17 protein-coding genes and 1 pseudogene are annotated in these 20,053 nt (G+C 45.1%); 10 read left to right on the top strand and 8 right to left on the bottom strand.

What is annotated here, in order from left to right; genetic code table 11:
• Positions 1–1,087 (bottom strand): RNA-guided endonuclease InsQ/TnpB family protein (locus tag A1232T_RS00675; protein WP_077447566.1); only part of this gene is annotated, 1,087 nt, incomplete at its 3' end.
• A gap of 291 nt (positions 1,088–1,378) precedes the next feature.
• On the opposite strand from A1232T_RS00675, the gene rsmH reads away from it, so the two are divergent.
• From rsmH to A1232T_RS00635, 8 genes are all read left to right on the top strand, one after another.
• On the top strand, positions 1,379–2,425 hold the full coding sequence (gene rsmH / locus A1232T_RS00670) for a 16S rRNA (cytosine(1402)-N(4))-methyltransferase RsmH (RefSeq protein WP_077447565.1): 1,047 nt from the start codon (positions 1,379–1,381) through the stop codon (positions 2,423–2,425).
• 198 nt (positions 2,426–2,623) lie between these two features.
• Positions 2,624–3,076 carry a cell division protein FtsL gene (ftsL, locus tag A1232T_RS00665; protein ID WP_077447564.1) on the top strand — a complete coding sequence of 151 codons (453 nt, stop codon included), beginning with the start codon at positions 2,624–2,626 and terminating at the stop codon, positions 3,074–3,076.
• Positions 3,069–5,198 carry a peptidoglycan D,D-transpeptidase FtsI family protein gene (locus tag A1232T_RS00660; protein ID WP_095532705.1) on the top strand — a complete coding sequence of 710 codons (2,130 nt, stop codon included), beginning with the start codon at positions 3,069–3,071 and terminating at the stop codon, positions 5,196–5,198. Before ftsL ends, A1232T_RS00660 begins: the two co-directional genes overlap by 8 nt.
• Before the next feature lie 91 nt (positions 5,199–5,289).
• Positions 5,290–7,017, top strand: coding sequence for a UDP-N-acetylmuramoyl-L-alanyl-D-glutamate--2,6-diaminopimelate ligase (locus tag A1232T_RS00655; RefSeq protein WP_077447563.1), 1,728 nt, complete (start codon positions 5,290–5,292; stop codon positions 7,015–7,017).
• A gap of 57 nt (positions 7,018–7,074) precedes the next feature.
• The gene (locus tag A1232T_RS00650; RefSeq protein WP_077447562.1) at positions 7,075–8,568 is read left to right on the top strand and encodes a UDP-N-acetylmuramoyl-tripeptide--D-alanyl-D-alanine ligase; all 1,494 of its coding nucleotides are present in this window, start codon (positions 7,075–7,077) and stop codon (positions 8,566–8,568) included.
• Between the two features lie 262 nt (positions 8,569–8,830).
• A complete protein-coding gene (mraY, locus tag A1232T_RS00645) occupies positions 8,831–9,952 on the top strand; it encodes a phospho-N-acetylmuramoyl-pentapeptide-transferase (RefSeq protein ID WP_077447561.1) in 1,122 nt (373 codons plus the stop codon).
• A gap of 134 nt (positions 9,953–10,086) precedes the next feature.
• On the top strand, positions 10,087–11,088 hold the full coding sequence (locus A1232T_RS00640) for a putative RNA methyltransferase (protein ID WP_077447560.1): 1,002 nt from the start codon (positions 10,087–10,089) through the stop codon (positions 11,086–11,088).
• Complete coding sequence (locus tag A1232T_RS00635) at positions 11,089–12,051, top strand: PDDEXK family nuclease (RefSeq protein ID WP_077447559.1); 963 nt, start codon at positions 11,089–11,091, stop codon at positions 12,049–12,051.
• 1 nt (position 12,052) lies between these two features.
• Here the strand turns inward: A1232T_RS00635 and xerD are convergent, their stop codons facing one another.
• From xerD to recN, 7 genes are all read right to left on the bottom strand, one after another.
• Positions 12,053–12,991 carry a site-specific tyrosine recombinase XerD gene (gene xerD / locus A1232T_RS00630; protein WP_077447558.1) on the bottom strand — a complete coding sequence of 313 codons (939 nt, stop codon included), beginning with the start codon at positions 12,989–12,991 and terminating at the stop codon, positions 12,053–12,055.
• A gap of 262 nt (positions 12,992–13,253) precedes the next feature.
• Positions 13,254–14,747 (bottom strand): aldehyde dehydrogenase family protein, encoded by a 1,494-nt coding sequence (locus A1232T_RS00625; RefSeq protein ID WP_077447557.1) that lies wholly within the window; start codon positions 14,745–14,747, stop codon positions 13,254–13,256.
• 184 nt (positions 14,748–14,931) lie between these two features.
• Positions 14,932–15,225, bottom strand: a complete 294-nt coding sequence (gene tusA, locus A1232T_RS00620; protein ID WP_077447556.1) for a sulfurtransferase TusA — start codon at positions 15,223–15,225, stop codon at positions 14,932–14,934.
• Between the two features lie 55 nt (positions 15,226–15,280).
• A complete protein-coding gene (locus A1232T_RS00615) occupies positions 15,281–15,769 on the bottom strand; it encodes a hypothetical protein (protein ID WP_077447555.1) in 489 nt (162 codons plus the stop codon).
• Between the two features lie 43 nt (positions 15,770–15,812).
• A complete protein-coding gene (ruvX, locus tag A1232T_RS00610; RefSeq protein WP_077447554.1) occupies positions 15,813–16,334 on the bottom strand; it encodes a Holliday junction resolvase RuvX in 522 nt (173 codons plus the stop codon).
• Positions 16,335–16,462: 128 nt separating this feature from the next.
• A complete protein-coding gene (locus A1232T_RS00605; protein WP_077447553.1) occupies positions 16,463–17,026 on the bottom strand; it encodes a YqgE/AlgH family protein in 564 nt (187 codons plus the stop codon).
• A gap of 180 nt (positions 17,027–17,206) precedes the next feature.
• Complete coding sequence (recN, locus tag A1232T_RS00600; protein WP_077447552.1) at positions 17,207–18,967, bottom strand: DNA repair protein RecN; 1,761 nt, start codon at positions 18,965–18,967, stop codon at positions 17,207–17,209.
• Between the two features lie 527 nt (positions 18,968–19,494).
• Between recN and A1232T_RS00595 the strand changes: the two genes are divergently transcribed.
• On the top strand, positions 19,495–19,827 hold the full coding sequence (locus A1232T_RS00595) for a pyrimidine/purine nucleoside phosphorylase (protein WP_077447551.1): 333 nt from the start codon (positions 19,495–19,497) through the stop codon (positions 19,825–19,827).
• Positions 19,828–19,929: 102 nt separating this feature from the next.
• Positions 19,930–20,053 (top strand): annotated as a pseudogene (locus tag A1232T_RS14510) (MerR family DNA-binding transcriptional regulator); the annotation flags it as partial.

Below are 20,053 nucleotides of genomic sequence, written 5' to 3'. Positions count from 1 at the left end.
CAGCTAGACGGTCAAGCCCGACCGCAAGGATGTTCTTAGCAGCATTGATATCTCTATCATGCCATGTGCCACACTCAGCACAAGCCCATCCTCTTATTCCAAGATCTGCTCTACCTTTTGGACTACTGTCACTTATTTCAAGGCAGCACGAGCAAGTCTGGGTAGTGTAACTCTCATTTACGATCTCAAACTGACAACCTGCATTCTTGCATTTATATTCCAGTTGTCGTTTGAGTTCAAACCAACCTGCATCGTATGTCGATTTAGCCAGTTTGGTTTTTTTATTGGTAAATGAGCGTGATTTAACATCACCAACCACAATCAAGGCATTATCTTTGACAAGTTTGGTGGTGAATTTATGAATTAAGTCTAATCTTGTATTTTTAATTTTGGCATGGATTGCTTTAACACGTTTTTTATTCTTAGCACGCTGGGCTACTGCTAATTTATTCGCCCACTTTTGCATTTGCTTAATAATTAGCTTGTCACCATTTGAGGTAGTGGCAGACTCTTTTAAACCTAAGTCAATTCCAACGCTGCCCTTACCACTTACTTGCTTAGGAAAGTCTTTAACGGTGATACACGCATACCAACGATTACGACTGTCTTGTACTATCTCAAGCGTGTTAATTTGATATAGGCTTAGGTTGTAGCTATCGAATACATCGATGATAAGCTTTTGACCTTTAGATAGGGATAGCTGTATGGTTGATTTAAGTGCCTTCTTACCTGTCTGCCTTGTTTGCAAATACTTGATAGCAGATTTTTTAAAAGGTATCCAACCCAGTGATTTACGTTTGGCATCAGGGCGGTTGGTGCGCCAGTTAAGTTTGGCTTTTTTAAATTGTTTACGTGATTTAGCGTGAATCTCGTTAATGGCTTGCAGTGTTTGACTGTGTAATCCTAAATACTCGCCACTTCCTTTGGTGTACTGGTTTAAATCATAGGCTGAAAAGTACTTACCCGTACGTTTTAGATGCTCAAAGCAAAGTGCATTAATATAGTTCCACACGAAGTTCACTGAACCGCTTAGACGATTCAGCTCTTTTATGTGTTTGTCTTTAATGCGTAGCTTGAGGGTTTTCATACCTTTAGTATGACGAGGTTAAGGTTAGTTTTAACTTACAACCCTTTAAGTACTACTCACGACAGTATATGTCGCCTTATATCCACCCCCTGAAGTGGGTGGTTTTACGGCGATAGGTGATAAAAAAGCATATAATAGCGCTTTGTTGGTGCGGCTACCTTGACAAGCAGGTGTGACTTGCGATAATGAAGTCGAGCCTATCTAAACTAAGTTTTAACTGAGTTTATTATTAACCCCTATTTCTATCACTGCTTATTGTATTGTTTACTCCATTAAGGGAGCCTATTTATTGTGACCGACGCTCAATCCTCAGCTACACAGACTGCCTCTTTGGCTAAATCCGATTTTAGCCACGAAACCGTGCTATTGTATGAGACTGTAGACGCTGTTCTGGGTAAAACTCCCACAAAAAAACAGAGCAAAAAAGTCACTGAACCCCAAGGCAAGGTTTCGGGCATCTTTGTTGATGCTACTTTTGGCCGAGGAGGGCACAGTAAGCTACTTCTTGAGTCGTTAAGTGAAGACGGTCAGCTTTTTGTTTTCGATAAAGACCCTGAAGCCATTGCTGTCGCTGAAGAAATAGCAAAAAGTGACAATCGTGTGACAGTTGTGCATGATAGTTTTGCCAATATAACCCACTGCTTACAGCAGCATGGGGTTTCGCAAGTTAATGGCATCATGGCCGATTTGGGCGTTTCTTCTCCTCAGTTAGATGATGGCAGTCGCGGCTTTAGCTTTATGCGTGATGGTGCGATTGATATGCGCATGGACACCAGCCGTGGTCAGTCGGTAGGGGAGTGGTTGCAGACGGTTGATGAAGAAGACTTGGCCAATGTGCTATTTGACTTCGGTGAGGAGCGCCACAGTCGCCGTATTGCGCGAGCGATTAAGCAGATGGAGAGCTATACCTCAACCCTAGAGTTGGCCGAAGTTATTAAGCAAGCCCACCCCAAGTGGCAAAAGGGCAAGCATCCAGCGACCCAAAGCTTCCAGGCCATGCGTATCTTTATTAATAATGAGCTTGGTGATATTGATAGCTTCTTAGAGCAAAGCCTGTCGTTGTTAGCACCAGAGGGGCACTTGGCAGTGATTAGCTTCCACTCTTTAGAAGACCGCCGTATCAAGCAGTTTTTACAGCGTCACAGCCGCGGGCAGTACCCAGAAGATGAAAATCTACCTATGCCTCCGGTACGCCCTCGCTATTTTAGCAAGCCAATTCGCATTGCCCCAAGCAAGGCAGAAGTTAGTGTTAATAATCGCTCTAGAAGTGCTTGGTTAAGAGTGGCAACCCGTACCGATACCCCATATAATACCGAGCCTAGCGAATTGCACAGTTAGTTTAAAAAGCAGTTGCTTTAAACAGTTGTGTTAAAAAACAGCTAGGCTGAAAAGCGGTATAAACTCGGTCAGTTTAATGAATCTCTCTGATCGAGAATGCAATGAGTAATAAAATTTAGTCCTGATAAATTAAGCTGCTCTATTATTGAGTCATTTTTTTACCCTTAAAGACCCTCCGGTCATAACATCAGTCACCATATGGCAAATAACAAATCCCAAAGCTCGAACCAAATAGATAAGAACTCGCTTGAGATTAGCGAGTTTTTAACCAAGCGCTATCGTGGTGTTAGCGTCTACGGTGCTGTCATGATTTTGCTAGCAATAGGCATTATCTGGACGGCTGTATTGACCGCAGAACAAGTGCAGCAGTACCATGAAGACTATATGGCACTGCAAAAAATGAAAGTTGAAAATCGTAATTTACAAATTGAGAATCAGCGTTTGGTTATCGAACAACAAACCTTTAGTGCCACACCACAAATTGCCAGCCGTGCTGTGACCCAGCTAGGCATGTACTCTCCCTCAACCAAAGATAAGCTGATATTACAGCCAACGGCCGCCCAACCTGGCGATAGGCTAAATATCGAGCAACCGACTGAGTCTGATGAAGCAGAATTGACCATCCAGCAGCAAGGAGGCGAAGATGAGTAAGAAGCCTTCTACCCCCAGAAAAAAAGCCTCTACCCAAAAGACTAGCGCTACCAAAAATAGCTCTAGCAATAAGCCAATGCACGGTAAAGTAACTGAGCCCTTGGTGAAACCAAAAAAAGCCTCTGCCTCAAAATCAAGCAAACCAAAAGCTAACAAAGCAAAAGGTGGGTCTGCTCCGCAGGGTATGGCCAAGTTAAAGTTCTGGAAAAAATCAAAACAAAGCAGTGGCGCTTATACCAGTGTCAAACACCGCGGTGGCAAAATCTTTAAATCTGCAACTGTGGGAGCCTCAAACCGTGGTGGTGCTGAAAGTGATTTAATTCGCTTTAAAATTATTTGGTTATTTGCCATTGCTTTCTTAATCGCATTGGTGCTTCGTGCGTTTTATCTTCAGGCTTTTAACGCTCAAAAGTTCATCGATAAAGGTAATGAAATTATTACCAGTGAGCGTACTCAGTATTCTTATCGCGGTATGATTACTGACCGTAACCATCAGCCATTGGCGGTCAGTGCGCCTTTGTCGAGCGTGTCGTTTAGTCCTTATGACTATGCGCAGTGGTATTACGATATCCAAAAACGCATTAAAAGAAATGCGGATGACCCAGAAGCTCAGCAAAGACTGCTAGAAAGATTAAAAGAGATGGATTTAGCTCAGCTAGCCAGCGTGTCTGGCGTGTCTGTTGATCGTTTACAGCAAGCTGTGGCGATTAATAATACAGTGGATGTCAGTGATGACGAAGCGGTAAAATCTGTGCTACCAAAAGGCTCAGGCTCACATTATCTGCCCTTATTAAATAAAGTCACTCCTGAGATTGCTGATGCCGTTATGGCACTCAACTTCCCAGGCGTGTATGAAAAACAAGAGTTTCGCCGTTACTATCCACAGCCACAGCCTAATGCGCAGTTATTAGGATTTATGGGACATAACGCCAACGATCCTAGCAGTGGTTATGAAGGCCGTGCTGGCATTGAGCGTCAGTTTGAAGCCAAGCTGGCTGGAGAAGATGGCAAGGTTCGTGTTCTAAAAGACCGCTATCAAAATAGCATTGAAGAGCTTGAGCAAATCAAGCCAGTGGTACCAGGAGAAGACGTTACTTTATCTATTGATTCACGCTTGCAGTATTTATTATACAAAGAGCTTGAGCATGTCGGCCGAGTGCAAGAAGCACGCTGGTCAACAGGAATTGTGGTCGATGTCCATACCGGTGAAGTATTGGCACTGTCTACCTGGCCTGCATTTAATAACAACAATTTAAATGAAATGACCGGTAACAACCAGCGTAACCGTGCCGTGCTAGACGTCTTTGAACCTGGTTCGGTAATGAAGCCTTTCACTGTGGCAGCAGCCTTGCAGTCTGGGAAATATACTGAAAACTCGTTAATTGATACCAGTCCAGGGTCGATCAGAGTTCGAGGTTATACCATTCGAGACCACAATAATTTAGGCTCTATCAACATGTCCACCTTGATTCAAAAATCAAGTAACGTGGCCTCGACCAAGATTGCTCTATCTTTACCACCAGACGGCATTACCAATGTGCAAAAAGAGTTTGGCTTTGGTAGCAAGACAGCGCTGCAGTTCCCTGGTGAGCAGGCGGGTATTGTTCCGACACCAAAAGAGATTGAAACCTCTCGCCGAGCCACTGTCAGTTATGGTTATGGTCTACAAGTAACTCTAGCGCAGATTGCCCAAGCCTATGCCGCCTTGGGGTCAGGGGGTGTATTACATCCGCTAACTTTAGAGAAGCAAGAGCAAAAGCCTGCCGGAAAACGAGTGCTGGATGAGAAGCATGCTATGTCTGTGGTGAAGATGATGGAGACGGTTACTCAGCCAGGGGGTACTGCAACAGCTGCCGCCATTGATGGTTATCGCATCGCAGGTAAAACGGGGACTTCACGTCGTGTTAATCCCAAAGGTGGCTACTATACCGATCAGTATCGCACGGTATTTGCGGGTATTGCTCCAGCTTCAAACCCACGTTTGGCAACGGTTATCTTGGTTGAAGATCCGCGTAAGACTTATTATGCAGGTATTGTGGCTGCACCCGTGTTTAAGAGCGTGATGCAAGAAGCTTTACGCCTATACAACGTGCCGCTAGATAAGCCGCTGAAAGCTGAATAGTTTATGGCTTTGATTAGCCATAAACTAAAACAATGGCAAAACAACACCCAGCTGAATATAAAGTTGAATATAACCAAAGAAGGCCAACCGGATGACAGCGAATCAATCAACAGCCGCAGATAGCGAGGCTACCGTATTAACCTTGCGCCAAGTTGCTGAAGCAGCATTAATCGTCTTGCCGCAGCAGACTCAGACCTTACAAAAGCTATTGTCTCAGCCGCAAGGGCTTGATTTAGAGTTTTCAAAGTTTGTGCTAGACAGCCGTCAACTGGCTGGTAAACAAGAGTCAGCCGTCCCTGCGGCTTTTGTGTTATTAAAAAGTCATACCCAACCTATCGAAAAAAGCCAACAGTATGCCAAGGTAGCGTCTACGCAGGCGGCTTTTATCCTAACTGAGATTGAGCCTGAAGCCTTGGAATACAGTGAACAAGGCTCAGACTATGCTTGTCCTGTGCTCTACGTTGCTAATCTGCGTGATATCTTGGGTAGTCTGATTCAAATCAGCTTACTGCCAGCGGGCTCTTTATCTCGTCTAAATTCTGTTGACGACATTCTGTCTTTATTACCCCAAGTGATTGCCGTTACTGGTACCAATGGCAAGACCACCATTAGTCAACTGCTTGCACAGTTGTGTCAGTTCTCTAGCGTGACACAGTTACAAAACAGCGCAGTCATGGGCACAGCCGGTAATGGTCGCCTAGACAGCTTAGTGCAAGCCAGTCACACCACAGGCGATGCACTAGCCGTGCAAAGTTTCATGCGTAAAATGGCGGATGAAGGCGTAGATTTACTGGCGCTAGAGGCCAGCTCGCATGGTTTAGATCAACAGCGCTTGCAAGGAGTGCCAGTCACGGTTGCCGTCTATACCAACCTAAGCCGTGACCATCTCGATTATCACCCAGATATGGATGATTATGCCCGCGCCAAAGCCCGTCTATTTGATAAAGCCTATTTTCCACAATTAACTCATGCGGTCATCAATGCCGATGATGAGTTTGCTCCGCTGATGATTGAGACGGCTAAAAACTCTGGCGTTAAGGTTTGGTTATATAGCTTACAGCCTGATTTGGTAGAAGGTAGCAATATTGCTAGTGATGCCACCTTTATTGCGAAAACCATCGAACCAAGCTTAGACGGTGTAAAAATCGAGGTAGAGACGAGCTTTGGTCCACTTACTCTAAACAGCCCTCTATTGGGCCGCTTTAATGTGGCCAATCTATTGGCTGCCGTGGCCGGAGCCGTAGCATTGGGCATTGAGCTTGACGCTGTCCCAGACTTAGTAAGCCAGTTACACGGCGCCAGTGGTCGTATGCAGCGTGTTGCGCTAGATGAGCAAGGCTCACAGCCTGAACAAGGGGTGTTTATTGTTGATTATGCACATACGCCTGATGCGTTAACTCAAGTATTAACCAGTCTAAAATCGCATTGCACGGGCAATCTGTGGGCCATCTTTGGTTGTGGTGGCGATCGCGATAAGGGCAAGCGTCCTCTGATGGCGCAGGCCGGATTAGCGACTGCGGATAAAGTGGTACTTACCTCAGACAACCCACGCAGTGAAGACCCACAGATGATTTTGCAGGACATGCAGCAAGGCATGAGCGACGAGCAGCACGCCAAGACCACAGTTATCGCTGACCGCAAACAAGCCATTCAATATGCCGTTGAGCATGCTGGTGCAGAGGATATCGTGGTAATTGCCGGCAAAGGCCACGAGACTTACCAAGAGATTAAAGGCGTGCGCTATGACTTTGATGATCGCTTGGTATTGCAAGAGGCTTTAATTGCGGCCCACAGTGCAGCAAGTGCACCAAACCAGTAATCTTTAATATTTAATTTACCAAACCCTGACCCATTAGACAGACGAGACGCAATCATCATGAGCCAATCACAAAGCCAGAACGGATTATTTATTTGGACTCCCGAGCAGCTATTAGCCGCCACGGCTCAATTAAATGGGGAATGGATAGGGCTTGAAGCAGCAGATTCACCTAGCCTAAATGCCACGCGTATCATTACCGATACCCGAAAAATTGAAGCGGGTGATATCTTCTTAGCCATTGTCGGCGAGAACTTTGATGGACACAGTTTTGTAAAGGCTGCCGTAGAGAAGGGCGCTATCGCTGCCATCGTCAGCCAGCCTGTTGAAGATTTAAGAGTGCCGCAACTGAAAGTAGAGGATACTCGTTTGGCCTTCGGTCAAATCGCAGCCTATCGCCGTCAGCAGCATCCTAATTTAAAAGTGATTGCCTTAACTGGCTCCAGTGGTAAGACGACGGTTAAAGAAATGCTACGCCATATCTTTACTCAAGTCGAAGCCGCCCATTCATCTGAGCAAAGCACAACTCTAGTCACCCGCGGTAATCTAAATAACGACTTTGGTGTGCCTATGATGCTGCTTGAATTAGAGCAGCAGCACCGCTATGCGGTGCTTGAGCTGGGCGCTAACCACGTGGGCGAGATTGCTTACACTGCGGCTATGGTTAAGCCAGATGTTGCCTGTATCCTAAATATCGGGACGGCACACTTGGGTGAGTTTGGTGGCCGTGACAATATCGCCAAAACCAAAGCTGAGATTTATCAGCCGCTAACCGAAGCCAGCACTGCAGTTGTGCCTTTCGATGATGATTACACCCAGCAGCTGACCACCGCTGCCAAGACATACACCCCAAATGTGAGTCTTTTTGGTTGGAGGCAGCTGGACGAAAAAGGTAATAGTCTGCCTGGAGTCTATGCTACTGAAGTTGAAACCACGGCGCTACAAAGTCACTTCAAGCTGCATTTTGGCAAACAAGCAGCGGAGGTAGAGGTTACTCTGCCTATGTCTGGTGAGCATAATGTGAGCAATGCTTTAGCCGCGGCTGCCTGTGCTTATGCAGCAGGTATTAACCCAGAAACTATCGCAGCAGGGCTGAACCAAGCCACCTCTAGTAAGGGGCGCTTGGGCAGACAAGCATTAGGTATCCATCAAATTATTGATGACACTTATAATGCCAACCCCAACTCTATGCGCGCCGCTGCTGATGTACTAGCCGCTCAAGCTGGCTACAAAATCTTGGTGCTGGGCGATATTGGTGAGTTGGGTGAGGCCTCGAGTGACGAGCATAATAAACTGGGTCAAGCCATTGCTGACAAGTCAGTTGATGTATTGCTGTGTGCTGGCGAGTTTGCCAAAGATATGGTAGTGGGGGCGAAGAGCCAAGGTATGCAGCAGGCGTATGAGTTTGCTACTAAGGCTGAATTGCTACCTAAGCTGCAAGCTATTTTGGCAGAGAAGAATGAACAACAGCAGCCTTGCACATTATTATTTAAAGGCTCACGTAGTACCACTATGGAGACTTTAATTGACGATTTGCTTAGCACTGAAGGTTAAGTAAGGCATTTTTTTAGCTTACGGGTTTGAGAAAAATGGTTTAAATAAATTTTTTGCAATGTGCGTTTTTGGTGAAAATTTACATTAATCCTGTTTTTAGCTGTCATTTTTGCGATAATTCGACCCGCTAAGCTTATTTTGGGCTTAAAAAAGAATTCATAGTGTCAGCCACAGCCTTGGTTGTGGCTAGGCTATTTTATTTTTATTGCTATTTAATCTTGTTAAATAAACAAATTTTCAGAAAATTCATGAGGAGTAGGCGGTGTTATATTGGTTATTTGACAGTTGGTTGAGTCAATTCTACTCACCGTTCTCGGCGGTATCATCACTCACCTTACGTGCGCTACTCACTGTCATAACCTCCCTTGCCTTTAGTATCATGCTGGGTCCTCGTACCATCGCTTATCTGCGTAGTGTCAAATATGACCAAGCGGTTCGTGATGATGGTCCTAAAACTCACTTAGCAAAAACCGGTACGCCAACCATGGGTGGGGTGCTTATTTTAACCTCCATTGGTTTTGCAACTTTGTGCTGGGCAGATTTGACCAACCCTTATGTCTGGATTCTAATGGTGGTGATGGTCATCTTCGGGGCTGTCGGCTGGGCAGATGATTGGCTGAAAATTAAGTATAAAAACCCGAAAGGGCTAATTGCACGTAAGAAGTATTTTTGGCTATCAGTAGGTGCCTTGTTCGTGGGTAGCTCACTATATTACATCGCCAGCCAGCAGCCAAGCCCTACTCAAACCAAAGAGATGGTGGATCTATTGGTTCCCTTGTTTAAAGACTGGGTGGTGCCTTTATCTGCTCTGCCACTGGGTCTTGGCTTTATCATCTTTACCTACTTTGTTATCAACGGCTCATCGAATGCGGTGAACCTAACCGATGGTTTAGATGGTCTAGCTATCTTGCCGGTGGTATTCGTTGCAGCGGGTCTAGGGGTGTTTGCCTATGTGTCAGGCGATGTGCGCTTTGCTGAATATCTGCACGTACCTTACATTGCTTACAACTCTGAGGTGACCATTGTTTGTGCGGCCATGATTGGCGCAGGCCTTGGCTTCTTATGGTATAACGCTCACCCTGCGCAAGTATTTATGGGTGATGTGGGTGCGTTGGCTTTAGGGGCGATGTTAGGTACTATTGCGGTGATGACGCGTCAAGAGATTGCTTTTGCTATTATGGGCGGTCTGTTTGTTGCTGAAGCAATATCGGTGATCTTGCAGGTAGGCTCATTCAAATTACGTAAAAAACGTGTTTTATTAATGGCACCACTGCATCACCACTTTGAAGAGTTGGGCTGGAAAGAGACCCAAGTTGTGGTGCGCTTTTGGATTGTGGCCATCTTACTTGTGGTGTTAGGCTTGATGACCTTAAAATTACGTTAATAGCACACCGGCATCACAGCAACTTAGCAAACATTAGAATAAAAGGGTGTCTTTGGGCACCCTTTTTACGTTTAGCAGCTTTACGTTCCAATTAGTCATTTGCAACTTATTACAGCCAGTCACAGGATTTACCCATGCCAAGCTCTCAGCATACCAAGCTACAGTCGCCGCAGTTATTATGCCCCTATTGTCAGTCACCCTTGTTAGTCGATGCCAAAACTTGGTTGTGTGATGGCAGCCTAAATAACAAAGGTACCCGCCATCCCTTTGATGTGGCGCGTCAAGGCTATGTGAACCTACTTCCTGTACAAAATAAAAAATCCAAAGATCCGGGTGACAGTCAAGAGTCTATCGATGCTCGCCACCGCTTTTTAAGCCAAGGCTTTTATCAGCCTTTACAGCAGCTAATTGCTAATTTGGTTCAAGTAAAAGCAGAGCCGTTAGAGCAGTCAAGTCAGTCTCAATTAGACACTCAAACTTGGCTCGATGTGGGCTGCGGAGAAGGGTATTACACGGGCGCCATTGCTCAGGCTTTAAGCTCAAACAATACGCAGTTGAATCAAAATGACTGCGCCTTAATTGCATTAGATATCAGTAAGCCTGCGGTCGCTACCACAGCAAGAGGGGCCAAACAAAACCAACAGCTTTGGTATCAAGTTAAGGCAGATAAAGCGGCGGCTACAACTACGGCTATTTATCCTATGGTCGCCAGTGCTTCTCATTTGCCGCTGGTTGATGACAGTCTAGATGCCATTAGCACGATTTTTAGCCCGATATTACCTGACGAATTTGCGCGAGTATTAAAGTCAGGAGGACGACTGCTTATTGCTAAGCCGGATTCTGGGCATTTGCAAAGTATGCGCGAGGCGCTATTTGATGAGGTGCGCCCGCATGATTCCGATAAATTTTTGGAAGAGCTGGCCCCTTACTTTAAGGAGGTGGCAACGCATAAGGTATCGGCTGATTTGGTGCTTAATAGACAAGCTTTGGCGGATTTATTGACCATGACGCCTTATTCTTATCGAGCTAAAGCGGAAAAGCGTGAGGCATTATTGGCTTCTGCTGAGCGTCAGCCGTTTCAGACTACCGCTCGCTTTGTGGTTTATGAGTTGGTTAAGAAAAAAGGAGAGGCTTAAATGCTGAAGTTTGATATGGATAACAAACGTTTTGAGCCTTTAGCTCAAGGTAACTTTAAGCAAGAGCAAATATTGGAGCGTTATGACTTCCAGTCAGCAATAGTCAGCTCTTGGGAACAGATTAAGCACAGTTTGAATATTCCTGATGCTTATCTGGTTGGGCAGGAGATAACGCCACATCATTCGGTTCAAAACTCGATTGATCTGCTTGCTTTTGATAGTGATGACAGCTCCATTATTGTTATCGAGCTGAAGCGTGACAAAGATAAGCTACAGCTTCTGCAGTCACTGAGTTATGCGGCAATGGTAGCTACATGGGATAGAGAAAAGCTAATCAGTCAAATTCAGTACTCTACTGTTTCTGACTCAGAAGAGCTGGTGGATTTAATCAATAACAACCCACTAAATAACACCGTTAAAATCATTCTGATTTCCGAGCGTTATGACCCTGAGGTTATCATTACAGCAGATTGGTTAGCGAATCAATATGGTATGGATATTACGGCATTTTCCGTTTCTCTTTACAAATTAGAGGACGATACCTTCGTAAATTTTGAGCAAAGGCTGCCTCTAAAAGAGTTAGAAGATGTCTATGAGAAAAGAGGATTTAAGGCTTTAAAAGCAGATAAGTCAGCAGTTACTTGGGATGACGTGCTGCCAAAGCTAGAGTATCCTTTTGCGTCTGAAGCATTACAATATTGCTTAGCCACAAAAGAAGGGGATGCTTCAAGGAGACGCTTTGTTGGTTTTCGTAGAGGTCTAGATGGCTTCTCTAGTATTACGATTAACTTTAGAGCTAAGTATCTAAATATCTATCTAACAGGTGACCCCATAGACGCAGAGTCATTTTTACTTAATAAGTTTGGAGCAGACTTGACTATTTCAGAATGGGCTAAAGGGTATAGCTTTAACATCACAAGTGATACGCAGTTCAGACAATTAAAAGAGTGGCTAGGTGACTAAACTAGCCCCTCGGATGATGAGTCTCATGAAGCTGCTGCAAGCGAGCAGTGGCGACATGGGTATAAATCTGAGTAGTAGACAAGTCACTGTGGCCAAGAAGCAGCTGCACACTACGTAAGTCAGCCCCATGATTTAGCAAATGGGTAGCAAAAGCATGACGCAAGGTATGCGGTGATAAGTCGCTTTCAATACCGGCTTGTTTGGCGTATTTTTTTAGCATATACCAAAAGTTTTGACGGGTCATATAGCCACCTTGAGTGGTTAAAAATACCGCTTGGCAGTTGCCTGACTTTAGATGCGCTACTAGCTCACCACGGGCATGGCTCAAGTAATCATCCAAAGCTTCACTGGCATATTCCCCCAAAGGTACCAGTCGGGTTTTATTGCCTTTACCGGTAATTTGTAGCCAACCTGCATTTAAGTTGACCTGCTCAAGCGATAAATTCATCAGCTCACTGACTCGAAGCCCGCAAGCATAGAGTACTTCTAACATGGCCTTATCACGCAGCCCCAAAGCCGTACTGGTATCGGGAGCTGATAGTAGGCTTTCTACATCATTTTCTGACAAGTCTTTTGGCAAAGAACGGCCAATCTTTGGGGTTTTAATACGCTCGCAAGGGTTGTCCTCACGGCGCTCATTGCCCACCATCCACAAGTAGAATTGACGCAGACTCGAGAGCATACGCGCTTGGGTGCGTGGGGTCTTACCTTGCTTATTAAGTGCTGTCAGGCACTGCATAACATCGGTATCGTCCCATAGAGTCAAAGCTTTGGTATTGGTAGTCTCACAGTGCTTTAAATCACGCACATAAGCATTACGTGTGCGAGTAGACAGGCCACGCGCCAGCATTGCTTGACGAAACTCGGTGATATAAGCCGGCTCGTCATCAACGGCGAGGGCTTTGGGTTGTCTGGGTTGTACAGCGCGATCACGACTCATGGGTAACTCTCAAAATGGTATAACGGGTAAATATTTACAGGCCATAGAATATAGCACAAAAGCCAGTAGCAGTTATGACGCCAGACATAACAATAAAATATAGGTCATGAAAAAGAGGCCAAACAGAATAAATACTGTGACCTCTTTTTTTACAGCGGATTAGGGTTGTACGGCTTAGCTTTTTAAGTAAAGCGAATTAGACGCCTTGCTAGATACCGTACTAAATTCTGTTAAATAGCAGATGTGTTAAAGACCCTATGTGTTAAAGACCATAATTTCGTGGCTCATTTTGGAAAGAAACCCAGTGAGTTCTAGTAAACTCTTCTAGCAGCTGGTCACTGTTAAAGCGGCCAATGCCTGAGTTTTTCACCCCGCCAAACGGTACCATGCTCTCATCATTCACTGGCATGTCGTTGATATGAGTCATACCCGCTTGCATACGTTTGGCAAAGTTCATGCCACGCTGCATATCACTGGTAAATACCGCACTGGATAATCCAAACTCGGTATCATTGGCCAACTCTAGAGCATGTTCTTCATCTTTGGCTTTTACGATAGCGGCTACCGGACCAAATATCTCATTACGGAACAGATCCATTTGCGGCGTAACGTCTGTATAGATATAAGGATACAGCAGTTGACCGTCGATTTTGCCCTCTAAGATAAGATTGGCGCCTTCTTTTTTAGCGGTGTCTATCTTATCTTGCAACGATTGAATTTGATCTTTATTGATAATGGGACCCACAAAAGTATCGGCTTCATTTGGGTCGCCTATTTTTAGGGTTTGTACTTTGGCTTTGAACTTCTCAACGAAAGTATCGTGGATGCTCTCTTCGACGATAATACGGTTGATGGCCATACAAATCTGGCCTTGGTGTAAGAATTTACCAAAGACAGCAGCGTTCACCGCTTGATCAATGTCGGCATCTTTTAGCACCACAAATGGGTTATTTCCGCCCAACTCTAAAGACACATCTTTGATGTATTTGCCGCTAAAGGCCAACTCACCAATGTGCTTACCCACTGGGGTAGATCCTGTGAAGGACACCAATCCTGGGACGTCATGGGTAACGATGGCGTCACCAATTTCACTACCGGCACCGATGACCACGTTTAATACGCCTTTGGGCAAGCCGGCTTCTTCAAATAGCTTGGCTAACAGTAGGGCACCGGTTACTGGCGTGTCGCTGGCAGGCTTTAACACCACGGTATTACCCAAAGCAATTGCTGGTGCAAGTGAGCGCTGAGTTAAATGTAGTGGGAAGTTCCAAGGACTAATTAAAGCGATAACACCGATGGGCTCGCGCAGCACATAGTTTTGTTTGCCTGGTGTGTTGCTAGGACGAATCTCGCCGTGGACGCGGTGGATATAACTGGCAGCTTCAAGGGTTACGGTGCGGGCGACATTTAGTTCAATGCCCGCTTTGATACGGGTGCTGCCCGACTCTTTAATCAGCCAATCTAGGATTTCTTCACGGCGCTCATCCATCAACTGAATGACTTTATGCAGTAGAGCAGTGCGCTCGGCAGGTAAGGTTTGCGCCCACTGCTTTTGTGCTTCTTGAGCCGCTAAAAAAGCTTCGTCAAGCTGATCTTTGGTGGCTTGTTGAATCTCAACTAAAGTCTCACCGGTAAAAGGGCTGGTGTCTTTATTGACGCTATCGTCTTTGCCTTTTACCCATTCGCCGGCAATGAATTGCAAGTCAAAATTGGTATAAGGGGTAGGGGCCAAATCGGGGTTACTTTTATTACTCATGATCTATCCTTAGGTTTTTTTATGATTGTTGATTATATAGCTATAGCCACTTGTCAATTAAACCCATGCTATCACAGCCGATAGCATTGTTTGTAGGAGGATAATAGACAGTTGTTGATGAAAAGTAACCGCTTGATGAGACGTGCCTTAGTCAATTCTTAGCCAGTAAGTCTAATAAATAAAATTAACCCTGTTTTTTTTGTACCACATAACGATATAACTTGTCGGTATGCAGCTCACTGTCACCGGCAGGGTTGTCGGCTTCTGACTGAGACACCAAGGTATGACCTAGGTGACGACAAAAGTTTGGGATGTCACGAGTGGTGGCTGGATCGGTGGCCAAAATCTCAATATAGTCACCGCCTTCGGCCTTACGGACTGTACGATGCAGTAGCATCACTGGCTCTGGACAAATCAAACCTTGAGTGTCTAGATGATGTTCAATAGGGTGTTCTGGGGTAGAAGCAGCTGTGCTCATAATGGGTAACCCTCTATAAGTGTATTGTCAAAAAAGTGGCAAACTGGGGCGGAATCTACTGGCCCTGTCTGTCTTCAATAAAGTTAAAAAAGCGTTTAAATGTGGCCTGAAACCAATAAGCCACCCCAATCCAAGCGGCCATCGCCAACCACAACCAGTCTGCTAATGAAAATAGCAAGCAGACAATTAATAGCAAACTTGCGCCGCCGACACTGGTCACCAGCATCGAGGGCTGGCTTAAGCGGTAGCGGTATACCAAAAAGGCTTGGTACAGGGTAAAAGGTATGGTTAAACCCACTAAAATGTAAGGCAAATAGTGAAATAACCAATACATTTGTCCACTACCATGGAACATCTTTAGGCTGGCGAGTGTACCAAATACCACAAAGGCAAAGATGGCCAAAACTATGAATAAAATGGACAGCTTGTTTATCTTTTGGGCATCGCGTAATAGCTTAATGGCCGAAGCCGGAAACCCAGCGACACTTTCGTTAGTCGAAGCAGCGGCTGAGGAATTAGGGCGGTTTTCAGTCTCTGTACTCATGGTTTTAGGCTTATAGGTTATTGGGCAATAAAAAAAGGGGAAGTTAGTCGGCTTTATAAGTGGCAATGTCTTCAGCATGATCTGGGTTAGCCAAATAGCTTTGTAATAGTAAGCAGGCTGAAATATCATCAATCGGGTCACGTTCATTCTTTATCAAGCCAAGCTCCCAAGCCATTTCACGAGCTTCCACTGAGGTAAGGCGCTCATCAAATAACTGTACCGGAACATGAATACGCTGCTCCATCAAGCGATGGGCTAAGCGGCGGGCAAATTTGTGTGCGCGTTTGGCAATCATTGAGCTGCTACCATCCATATTCAGCGGAAGACCCACTATGACCCGACCAATTTTCCAAGTATCGATAATACCCAACAGGTTGTCCCAGTCAGCAGGTTGGCCATTATTCATCGCCAGAATATCAAAAGGGCGTGCGTCTTGAGTAACCGTATTACCCAGTGCCATTCCCATCTTTTTAACGCCGTAATCCAGACCTAAAAGGACCGTCTGCTCAGGGCGGGGAGTCTCAGTAGCCACGGTTTCGGAGCTTAAATTCTCAGTATTTGACATAGGAACAACTATCGCTTAATTGGCAAATGATTATAGGGTCTAACCCTAATAAATTAGAGGTTAACGGCTTGGGTCGAACTAATGGGTCTAACTAATAAGGGGCAAACTCAAAGAAGGGGTCTAAAGCACTAGGCATGACCTATGTCATCGCTTAAAAAATCTAAATCCACACCGATTTTCTCAGCGGCATGACGCCAGCGCTCTTCGAAGGGTATCTCAAATAACAGCGATAAGTCACCTGGGCTAACCAGCCAATCGCCTTGGTTGATCTCTTTTTCTAACTGGCCTTTAAACCAGCTGGCATGACCTAGACACAAGTGATAATGGCCTACGCCTTCTCCTGCTGCAATTCTTTCTAAAATATCTTTACTGGTAGTAATACAGACGTTTTCAGAAATGGCGAAAGAAGAGGCCCAAGTGGGCTGGCCGGTATGCAGCACAAATCCCACTTCTGGGTAAACAGGACCACCATCTAACGCTAAGTCCTGCATGACCGATTGATCGCTAACGTCAATGTCTAAGTTCTCAAGCAGCATACCCACGCGTGTCTCTAAAATAGGGCGATTGACCACCAATCCTAGGACGCCATGTTTGTCGTGACGACAGATATAAACCAGAGTTTGAGCAAAGCGCTCATCTGGCATATTCGGAGAGGCAATTAAGAAGTGGTGGGTCAAATTATCAAGGGTCATAGACTTGGCAAACTTACTAGTAAATAAAGGAAATAAGGGAGTTACTAATATGGGGGTAATGTCTAAGTAAAGCAACTGGGCTCAAGTAAAGCAACTGGCCGGCAGCAGTACCCTCTACATTAGTCGTCACTGAGTTAGGAGTCAATAAGCTTTAAGCTGTGGACTTCTTTACAAAGTTAACTATTTGCTGACATCAGCAAGCAGGCTACGGGCATGCTCACGAGTAACCTCAGTGATATTAACCCCACCTGACATGCGTGCTAATTCATCAACTTGAGCTTCGTTTTCAATGACATTAATTTGACTGGTGGTTTGACCTTCATCGGTATCATGATGCTTTTGTACTAAAATGTGTTGATGTGCTTGAGCCGCCACTTGAGCTTGGTGGGTAATGGCCAATAGTTGGCGATGTGATCCTAACTGACGTAGTAGCTCACCCACCACTTGTGCTGTGCCACCACTAATCCCAACGTCCACTTCATCAAATACCAACATAGGCTCAGAGACGTCTGTAGTTATATTTGTGTCGGTTGCCTCCGTCTGGCTTGGCTCTTGACTGTGAGTGGCAAGTAATACCTGCATAACTAGCGCCATACGCGACAACTCACCCCCTGACGCAATCTTATACAAAGGCTGCATCGGCATACCGACGTTGGCACTGAACATAAGCTCAATGTCATGCTGGCCTTGAGCGTTGTAATTTTTAGCTGCTCTTTCGGTGAAGACAAATTCACAGCGAGCGTTTGGCAGGGCCAAAGGCTGCAACTGAGCCACCAGCTTCTCACTAATGCTAGGCGCGATTTGTTGACGGGCTTCTCCAAGCTCAACGGCCAAAGCGGTAAAGTCCTCCCAGGCACTATTAATTTGGGCCTCAAGTACCTCAGAGGTGGGCTGATTGACTAGGTTATCTAGCTCTTCTTGCCAAACTTGGGCTTCTTCTACTAAGTTAATGGCAGGCAGGCCATGTTTGCGTGATAGGCGATGACCTAAGCTGATTAAAGTATTGAGCTCTTCAAGACGCTCCGGATCAGGTAGCTGCTGCTCGGCGTAATCCGCAAGTAAGCCCACGGCCTCACTGACATGTTGTTGGGCTAGATACAAAGACTCACTGGCTTGACTGAATGTGGGACTCACATCTGATTGATTCTCGCAGAGGCGAATGGCCTTCCCCAATAGATCCATGGTATCTGGATCATCTGAGTCATTGTCTAATAGCTGAACGGCGTGGCTGGCCTCAAGCATCAGCGCTTCTAAGTTAGACAGCTCGTCATGCTCCGCTTCAATTTGTTCATAATCTACTGCCAATAAAGGCGAGATATCTGCCAATTGGCTATTTAATAGCTCAATGCGATCATTACGATGCGCCTCTTTGGCTGCGATTTCCTCGGCTTGACGCTTAAGCTTTTGATAGGCTTTATAAGCCTGCTCGGTACGATGTGCCAAAGGCTGTAGACCGGCGATACTGTCTAGCCACTCCACCACAAATGAAGGCTTTAATAAGGCCTGCTGAGCGTGTTGGCTATGAATATTGACCAACATCGCCCCCAACTCTTTAAGCTCAGTTAGGCTGACAGGCGCTCCGTTTAACCAAGCCTTCGAGCGGCCGTTACTGCTTAATTGGCGACGAATTAATACCTCACCCTCGAACTCTCGCTCATGATTTTCAAACCATTGGCGTACCGCAGTGGCTGTGTTGGTGTTGTGAGTTGACGCTGCCCCATCTTCTATAGCAAATTCAAATTGGGCATAGATATCCGCATTGTCTTTACCATGACGCACCATACTGGTATCAGCGCGGCCCCCTATACATAAGGATAACGCGTCTAGCAGTAAAGATTTACCCGCACCGGTCTCTCCGGTAATGACATTGAACCCGTCGTAGAATGACAGCTCATGATGGTTAATTAAGGCAAAATTTTGCAGTGTCAGAGAACTTAGCATCAGCAATCTCAATAGGGGTGTTTGTTAGAAAAAACACTAAAAAACGGACAAAAATAGTATCAGTATCGTATCGCTATGAACACTTAAAAGCAAACAAGACAATAGGGTTGTCGCGATTAATTTCCCACTTTTAACGGCCATAAAATGCCATGACTCCCAAAGTGCAGCTGGATATATAAAGCCATTTTAATATTAATACAAGCGTTATTGTACAAAACTAAAGTGACTGCCGTTGATTATAAAGCGATTTATTTTTGTCACAAAAATAAAGTCTGGCTGTATTCAAAAAGTATGTGAATTAAAAAGTAAGTCACTGATATAATGCTAAAACGTTTATATCAAAGGCTAATGAAGATTTGGAATAGCTAGCATTTAAAAAACTTCTGTCCTGTCACAATCATTTTAGTAATATTGTGGTAGCATTGAATAACAAAAAAGTAGCATCCGAAAGTAGGGCTGTAAGTTTATCGCTAACTGATTTCTAGCCCATGACTATTATTAAGTAGACTAAGATTGAGGAAGTCATCATGACGACGACTTATGACCAGGTTTCTGTCGTAAAGAACGCCACCACCTCTTATGACGGTAGGTGTAGTAGCCACACGGTATTATTTGAAGATGGTAGCAAAAAAATGCTCGGAGTTATCCTGCCTTGTGATGAGAACGTACGTGAATATGAGTTTGCTACTCACACTTCAGAAAGAATGGAAATCACCAGTGGTGAATGTGAGGTCAAGATTACCGGTGAAGAAGAGTTCACCTATTACCGCGCCGGCCAAGCCTTTGTGGTCGCTGGGGACAGCAGCTTTACCCTTCGTACGGATCAAATTGTACAGTATATTTGCCATCTAGAAGGCTAGGCTTGTACCGATAAAATCAGATAAACAGGGAGCACCTTAAGTGAACTTAGGGTTACAAACAGTAGCCACAAATCTACCTAAGCCTATCTATAATTACTCACTATGAGTAAATTATTAAGTATAAAATAAGCAGCTAATCAGTTAGGCGTTTCTGTCTCAACTCTACGAAGATGGGATGAGACAGGTGTGCTTGTCGCCCAAAGAACACCCAAAGGCCATCGTCGGT

The sequence above is a fragment of the Psychrobacter pasteurii genome, from assembly GCF_900162815.1.
GTDB lineage: Bacteria > Pseudomonadota > Gammaproteobacteria > Pseudomonadales > Moraxellaceae > Psychrobacter > Psychrobacter pasteurii.
Note: the sequence above shows the minus strand (reverse complement) of the source record. Positions and strands in the feature narration are given on the sequence as shown.

Coding starts and splice junctions, on each gene's coding strand:
- ftsL (WP_077447564.1), top strand. CDS start 2,624: ATGGCAAATAACAAATCCCAAAGCTCGAACCAAATAGATAAGAACTCG.
- tusA (WP_077447556.1), bottom strand. CDS start 15,225: ATGAGCACAGCTGCTTCTACCCCAGAACACCCTATTGAACATCATCTA.
- A1232T_RS00640 (WP_077447560.1), top strand. CDS start 10,087: ATGCCAAGCTCTCAGCATACCAAGCTACAGTCGCCGCAGTTATTATGC.
- A1232T_RS00635 (WP_077447559.1), top strand. CDS start 11,089: ATGCTGAAGTTTGATATGGATAACAAACGTTTTGAGCCTTTAGCTCAA.
- A1232T_RS00650 (WP_077447562.1), top strand. CDS start 7,075: ATGAGCCAATCACAAAGCCAGAACGGATTATTTATTTGGACTCCCGAG.
- A1232T_RS00660 (WP_095532705.1), top strand. CDS start 3,069: ATGAGTAAGAAGCCTTCTACCCCCAGAAAAAAAGCCTCTACCCAAAAG.
- ruvX (WP_077447554.1), bottom strand. CDS start 16,334: ATGTCAAATACTGAGAATTTAAGCTCCGAAACCGTGGCTACTGAGACT.
- A1232T_RS00605 (WP_077447553.1), bottom strand. CDS start 17,026: ATGACCCTTGATAATTTGACCCACCACTTCTTAATTGCCTCTCCGAAT.
- recN (WP_077447552.1), bottom strand. CDS start 18,967: ATGCTAAGTTCTCTGACACTGCAAAATTTTGCCTTAATTAACCATCAT.
- A1232T_RS00615 (WP_077447555.1), bottom strand. CDS start 15,769: ATGAGTACAGAGACTGAAAACCGCCCTAATTCCTCAGCCGCTGCTTCG.
- A1232T_RS00655 (WP_077447563.1), top strand. CDS start 5,290: ATGACAGCGAATCAATCAACAGCCGCAGATAGCGAGGCTACCGTATTA.
- A1232T_RS00595 (WP_077447551.1), top strand. CDS start 19,495: ATGACGACGACTTATGACCAGGTTTCTGTCGTAAAGAACGCCACCACC.
- xerD (WP_077447558.1), bottom strand. CDS start 12,991: ATGAGTCGTGATCGCGCTGTACAACCCAGACAACCCAAAGCCCTCGCC.
- A1232T_RS00625 (WP_077447557.1), bottom strand. CDS start 14,747: ATGAGTAATAAAAGTAACCCCGATTTGGCCCCTACCCCTTATACCAAT.